Source organism: uncultured Nevskia sp. (assembly GCF_903885465.1).
Taxonomy (GTDB): domain Bacteria; phylum Pseudomonadota; class Gammaproteobacteria; order Nevskiales; family Nevskiaceae; genus Nevskia.
In genome coordinates, this window is sequence record NZ_CAISIQ010000542.1 from 1 (window position 1) to 7,182 (window position 7,182).

3 protein-coding genes and 1 pseudogene are annotated in these 7,182 nt (G+C 61.6%); all 4 read left to right on the forward strand.

Annotated features, from left to right (window positions below; all coding sequences use genetic code 11):
• The coding region (locus QZY06_RS20905; RefSeq protein ID WP_295687886.1) for a hypothetical protein at positions 1-2,363 on the forward strand (2,363 nt) is incomplete at its 5' end.
• 120 nt (positions 2,364-2,483) lie between these two features.
• Complete coding sequence (locus QZY06_RS20910; RefSeq protein ID WP_295687888.1) at positions 2,484-5,387, forward strand: TonB-dependent receptor plug domain-containing protein; 2,904 nt, start codon at positions 2,484-2,486, stop codon at positions 5,385-5,387.
• Between the two features lie 85 nt (positions 5,388-5,472).
• On the forward strand, positions 5,473-6,246 hold the full coding sequence (locus tag QZY06_RS20915; RefSeq protein ID WP_295687890.1) for a DUF3450 domain-containing protein: 774 nt from the start codon (positions 5,473-5,475) through the stop codon (positions 6,244-6,246).
• A pseudogene (locus tag QZY06_RS20920) lies at positions 6,246-7,182 on the forward strand (hypothetical protein); the annotation flags it as partial. The gene QZY06_RS20915 and the pseudogene QZY06_RS20920, both read left to right, overlap by 1 nt.

Sequence of the window (7,182 nt, forward strand, 5' to 3'; positions counted from 1 at the left end):
GCATCGACGTGCGCTCGGTGCCGTCCGATACTTTTTTTCGCGGCATGAAGCGGCTGTACTTGCAGGGGCATGTCAACAGCGTGCTGTCGGCAAACGACTCGATCGAAGTCGTGCGGGGCCCGCCATCGCCGATCTACGGCATGGGCAAGGTCGGCGGCTACACCAACGTACGGCCGCGATCGTCACGGATCGGCGAGGGCGAACACGGCCTCGACGATCACGGCTTCGTGCAACTGATCGCCGGCAGCTACGAGCACCGCGAGGTGAGCTTCGGCATCAATGGCCCACTCGAAGTCGCCAATCGTCAGGGCGGCTATGCGGTGTTCGGCGCGCTGTCGAGCGCCAATGCCTATGCGCGCGGCGTGCCTAACGATGCTCAGCTGCTGCAGGTGTCGACCAATCTGAATCGCGTCGCCGGGCGCTTCCGGATGGAGTCCGGCATCAGCCTGCAGCGCTCGGTGACGGCCGGCGCACTGATCGGCCGCTTCACGCAGAGCGTTGCCGATACCGGCCGCTACGTGAAGGGCGTGCCACTGGTCAATCTCGATGCCAACGACAATGGCCGGATCGGCTATCTGGAGATGGAGCGCGGTTCGCCGGTGGTCGGCAATCTCAGTTCTGGCAATCAGCCGCTGGCGCAGACCTTTGCCTGGCAGTACGACGAGGCCGGCAAACCGCTGCGGCTGGATCAGTTCGCCAAGGTCAGCGGCATTCCGCAGACCCTGTTCGATTATCTGACCGCGCATCCGGAAGCAGACCCGGGTGGCCTGCTGCGCGCCCAGGGCGTCGGTGGACCGAAGCCGATGTCCGGCTCGGTGCCGATCGGCATGGCGCTCGATCCGCGCACCACCGGCTACGGCAAGCTCGATATCCGCCGTTTTGCCGCGTACGAGAAGCGCCTGGAAGCGGATCTCGCGACCGGCTACATCGATCTGATCAACGACGACGATCCGGATTTCACGATCAAGAACCAGCTGTTCTTCGATTCGATGAATCAGTACAAGGAATCCGAGCAGCCGTTCGGCACCGATCAGAATCCGCGCATCTGGGAAGACAAGCTGACGGTGACCCGGCGCCTGAAGAATCTGCCGTCGTGGATCGGCATCAACATGCTCGGTTCGCTGAACTATCGCAGCACCTATGCGCCGGTCTCGCAGTGTTTCGGCGACTTCAGCAACAACCGCACCGATGCCACCGCCAGCACCTGGAGCAACGACAACGGCGGCATGACGCCGAACACCACGTTCGCCGTCTGCACCGCCAATGACGACATCAACAACGACGGCTTTCCGTACACCGTGCACGGCAAGACCAAGTTCACCGAGATGGGCGCGGCGGCGCTGTTCGATATCGATTTCTCGACCGGCACCAATCTGCTGGTCGGCTATCGCTTCGACGGCTCCAATGCCAGCAATGTCGAATATGCCGGCACGCTGGACACCATCCGTGGCACCTCGGCCAATCCCGGCGTCTTCGCGCCCAGCGATGTTTCCGCGAGCGGTTGGGACGATGGCACTTCATGGAGTATCAGTCTGTCGCAGCGGCTGCCCGGCCGGATCGTGCCCTATGCCACCTACGCGCATTCCAGCCTGACCCTCGACAACAACATCAACCGTCTCAGCAACGCGCAGATCGGCCTGGGTCATATCGGTGCTTCGCGGTTCGTCGAGTTCGGCATCAAGGCCAGCCTGCTCGAACGCTCGCTGTTCTTCAGCAGCGCCGCCTACGAACAGCGCCGGGTCAGCATCGACAGCATCGGCGATCCCAGCCTGGCCAACAGCGAAGTGGCCGGTACCCGCACGCGCGGCTGGGAAAGCGAACTGAAGTGGGTGCCGACGCGCAACTTCCTGATGACCTTGTATGCGCTGAATCAGAAGACCTATTACACGCCGAACCGCGGCGGCAATATCCAGGTTGATGCCCGTGCACTGGGCTTCAAGGATGTCATCGACCCGGCGACTGGAGCGGTCGTCTATCCAGCCGAAGCCTTTCTGTATGGCGGCCGCGCCTTCGTCGCACTGCCAGCCGGTGTGGAGTACTACAAGGAAAAGCAGGGCAATCCGAATACACAACTCGGCTTCACCACGCAGCTCCTGGTCAGCTCCGGTTTCGGTTTCACGCTGAGTGGCAATTATCTATCCAGTGTTTCTGCCGGCCGCCTGCAGCTGACGGAACTGCCAGAAGCCCGCGTATTCAATGCCGGTGTGTTTCGCGAATGGCACAAGTGGCATTTCAAGGCGGATGTCTTCAACTTCACCAATCAACGCTACTTCCGCGCACGCAATGGCGACACGCTGGCTGATCTGCCGGTATCGGCACTTCCGGGGCGTCGTTTCCAGTTAACCGTGCGACGTGATTTCTGAGAGCTGATTTCTAGTTCATCCCGCGGGGTAGGGTAGCCCGCAGCGTTCCCGTCACATGAGCAGGGACGCCGTAACACAACAACTGTGTACGGCGCCCAACTGACATCCACGGGGAACGCCATGAGCAGCCGCAGAAAGCTTCGGAAATCCGGCCGGAACCTTCGTGACGCCACGAAGGATTTGACCGCCGCCCTCGCCATCCTGGTTCCGACCGGAATGGCCTACGCCCAGACACCGGCTCCACCGCCGGCGACGCAGGGAACACCAGCCGCCGCGGAGGGAGCCGCGCCTGCTGAGGCCTCGGTGCTCAGTGACATGGTGGTCAACGCCAGCGCCATTCCGTCGATCGCCAGCGAGGCGGTGGGTGGTGGCGGCTTCGCGAAGCCCTTGCTGGAAACGCCGCGCGCGGTTTCGCTGATCAACGAAGACACGCTGAACCTGCTCGGCATCAACGCGATCGAAGACATCGTCCGCGCCGTGCCCGGCACCTACACGACCACGCGCTACGGCCTGCAGGGCGGCATCAACGTCCGCGGCATTCCGGCCGACGTCTACTGGCGCGGCATGAAGCGCATCACCGCGCAAGGCCATTACCGCACCGATCTGTCGTCGCTGTCGTCGATGGAAATCGTCAAGGGCGCCGCACCGCCGATCTACGGCCTTGGCCGCATCGGTGGTTACGTCGACCAGACGCCGCGCTCCGGCGGCAAGGCCAAGAACGGCACCTACCTCAGTGATCTGAACGGCTTCGTGCAGGGAGTCACCGGTTCCTTCGAGAAGCTCGAAGCGACCACCGGAGTCGGCGGCCCGGTCGATATCGCCGGCAAGCAGGGCGGCTTCTACACCTACGGCCTGGTCGAGAATTCCGGCACCTACGTGCGCCAGGTCAATGTTCGCCAGCGCCTGTTGCAGTCGGCGCTCAGCCTCAACAACGTCGGCATGTTCCGCGTCGAAAGCGGTGTTCAGATCCAGAACTCGCAGACCTCTGGCGGTTACATGAACCGCGTCACCCAGGGCCTGATCGACAACGGCACCTACGTACGCGGCAGCCCGCTGGTCAATCTCGATGCTGGTGCTGGCGCCAACAAGGATGGCGCCGGTGACGGCTTCGTCGGTCAGCGCGAGCAGCATGCGAATTCGCCAGTGAACGGCAACGTCAGCGCCGCCAATCGCCCGCTCGATCAGCGCTTCAACTGGCCGAAGTGTTCGGGCACTGGTGCCGCGCCGGGTGCCGATCCCAAGTTCGCCGGTCCCGGCGGCTGGTGCTTGCCGGGTCACTTCCCGGTGCAGGCCGGTATTCCGGATTCGCTCAACCAATACCTGAAAGACAACCCGAGCAAGGATCCGACCGGTGCGCTGCGCGCAGCAGCCGCGCTTGGCAAGGGCGTGACGCCTGCTTCCGGCTCATTGCCGCTCGGCTTCTTCCTCGATCCGACCACCACCGGCTTCGCTGAAGTCGATTACCGCCGCAACGGCTCCTACGAGCGCCTGCAGAACGCCAACGTCGGTCTGGCCTGGTTCGATCTGGTCTATGACACGGATCCGGACTTCACGATGAAGATCCAGACCTTCTCGGACAACCTCGATACCTACAAGGATTCCTATCTGCCTTACGGCGAAAAGCAGGGCATCCATCGCTTCGAAGAGAAGTTCACCGTCACCCGGCGCCTGCCGGAGAAATGGCTGCCAGGCTGGGTCGACGTCAACACCTTGAGTTCGATCAGTTACCGGCGCACCGGCGGCTATATCCGCAGCTCCAGCGGCGACTTCGATTACCGCCAGGACGTGTTGCGTGGCGATCCTCAGTATGGCGACGGCCAGCACTATCCGAATACCAAGTTCGCCAACCAGCTAAACGATCCGTCGTGGCTGACCGGCGCACCGGCCGAAGCCGAACGGCGCAGCGTCTATGACGAGTTCGGTGCCGGCTTCATGTTCGACATCAACATCTTCAAGAACACCAATCTGACACTCGGCGGACGCTGGGATGGTTCAACGGCACGTGACATCGAATACGCCCACAACAACCAGCAGGCGCCGTCGCTGGCCAACTCCTGTGCATTGCCTCCATCAGGCGGCAACGCGCTCACCTCCAAGTACATCTCGGAATCCACGACTTTGGTGCCGGAACTACAGTCCGGCCGCTGCGACTACGGCCCAGCCTGGGACGACGGCAAGACCTGGAGCATCAGCCTCTCGCATCAGCTGCCGTTCGGCATCCGTCCTTACTTCACCATTGCCGATGCTTCGGTGATTCTCGATGCTTCCAACAACATCGTGCAAAACACGATCGTCACGGCGCCGGGTGGTCATATCGGTCGCTCGAAGTTGAGCGAAGCCGGCATCAAGGGCAACTGGTTCCGCGGCAAGTTGTTTGCCTCGGTGGCGATGTACCGCCAGCTGCGCAGCGACGTGTCGAATCCCAGCGATCCGACCGCCGGTGCCGATTCCTCGGCGACGAAGACCCGCGGTCTGGAAATGCAGATCGACGCCAATCCGACCCGCAAGCTCCACGTCGGCTTCTACGCCGTCGGCCAGCATCAGAAGTACGTGTTCAACACCAACTCCCAGTTGCAGCTGACCGGTCGCCAGCTCGGCTTCCAGGACATTCTCGCTGCCGATGGCTCCGTGCTCTATCCGGCGGAAGCCTTCGTCTACGGTGGTCGCGTGCAGCTGGTCTTGCCAGCTGATCTTGGTCAGCTCTATCTCGATCGTGTCGGCGAACCGCGGTATCAGGCGGGCGTGAACATCGACTACAAGCTGCCGGCCGGTTTCGGTGTGCACGTCGATGGTCAGCGCTTCTCCGCGTTCTATCTGGATCGCACCAAGACGGTGGAACTGCCGATGTCGTTCACGATGAACACCGGCTTCACCTACGACCACAACCGTCTCCATCTGAAGCTCAGCGGCTTCAACGTGCTCGACAAGCGCTACTTCCGCGCTGGCACCGGCGATACCAACGTCAATCTCGTTTCGGTAATGCCGGGAACTGCAATCCAGTTCCAAGCCAAGCTGGACTACTGATGAAGACCGCTACTGCGACTCCACACCATCAACTGCTGCAGCTTTCCGGCTGCGGCGCCAGGACACGAAAAAGGCAGGTGAACTCATGAGCATCAACTTGAAGAAGCTGACCGGCACCACTGCAGCAGTACTGCTGTGTGCTCTCTATCTCGGTGATTTCGCCATCGCTGCCGATGCGCCGGTCAAGGCCGCGATCGGTGAGCAGTCGAAAGCCGAGGAATCGGGCAAGAACTCTCAGAAGCGCATCGATCAGATGGATGACGCCGTGGTTGGCATCGTTGCCAACTATCGTCAGGCGCTGACCGAAACCAGCAGCCTGAAGGACTACAACGATCAGCTGGCCACGCAGACAAAATCACAGGACGAAGAGATCGCAGCACTCAACGGACAGTTGGCGGAGATCGACAAGACGGCGCGCGAAGTGACGCCGCTGATGTCGAACATGCTGGCCACGCTCGATACCTTCGTGAAGCTCGACACGCCCTTCCTGCCGGATGAACGCGCCAAGCGCATCGCCGGCCTGAAGGAAATGATGGGTCGCGCCGACATCTCGGTCTCCGAGAAGTATCGCCGCATCGTCGAGGGCTACCAGATCGAAAGTGAATACGGCCGCACCATCGAAGCCTATCAAGGCAAGGTCGACGACAAGACGGTCGACTTCATTCGCGCCGGCCGCGTGGCCCTGCTTTACCAGACGCTCGATGGCAAGGAAACCGGCTTCTGGGATGCCGACGCCAAGGCCTGGAAAATCGACAACAGCTTCGAGATGGAAGCCAAGTCCGGTTTGAAGATCGCCAAGAAACAAGCCGCTCCCGATTTCCTGTTTGTTCCTGTGCACGCACCCGTGGAGGCCAAGTAATGTCCCGCAAGAATATGATCGCGTCCGTCTTCGTCACGGCCGCCATGAGTCTGGGTGCGCTGCTGGCAGCGAGCGCTCAGGCAGCTCCCGCAACCCTCGATGATCTGCTTGAACAGACCAAGACCGTCCGCCAGCGCGAAGAGCAGCTGAATGCGGAACGCGAAGCGAAGTTCAAGGCCGAAGTCGACAAGCAGTCCTCGCTGATGGCCGAAGCCCAGACCGAGCTGACCAAGCAGCGCAAGCGTGGTACCGATCTGGCCACCGCCTTCGACTCCAACGAGAAGAAGATCGGCGAACTGCAGGCGCAGCTGGAAGCCCGCAGCGGCAACCTTGGCGAACTGTTCGGTGTGGTCCGTCAGGTGTCGAACGATTTCTCGTCCGTGGTTCGCATGTCGATGATCTCGGCACAGTTCCCGGAGCGCGAGGACTTCATGAGCAAGCTGTCGGCGACCAAGGCGGTTCCGTCGATCGCCACGCTGGAACGCTTCTGGTTCGAACTGCAGCGTGAAATGACTGAGAGCGGCAAGGTCGTGCGCTTCAACACCAAGATCGTCACCCCGGGTGGCGCGCCTGCCGATGCCACCGTGGTTCGTGTCGGTCCGTTCAATGCGATGAGCAACGGCAAGTTCCTGTCCTACCTGCCGTCCGAGAAGTCGCTGGCAGTGATGGCACGGCAGCCGGATGACAAGTTCCAGGATGCCGCCAAGGCCCTGCAGGAAGCCAAGTCGGGCTACGCCAAGACGGTCGTCGATCCAACTCGCGGCGTGCTGCTGACCATTTACTCGCTGCGTCCGGATCTGATGGAACGTATCGAGAAGGGTGAGTCGATCGGCTACCTGATCCTGTTCGTCGGCTTCATCGGTGCCGCCCTCGCAGTGTTCCAGTTCGGCTATCTGCTGCAGGTTCGCTCCAAGGTGCTCAAGCAGCTGAAGGCGA

Coding starts and splice junctions, on each gene's coding strand:
- QZY06_RS20910 (WP_295687888.1), top strand. CDS start 2,484: ATGAGCAGCCGCAGAAAGCTTCGGAAATCCGGCCGGAACCTTCGTGAC.
- QZY06_RS20915 (WP_295687890.1), top strand. CDS start 5,473: ATGAGCATCAACTTGAAGAAGCTGACCGGCACCACTGCAGCAGTACTG.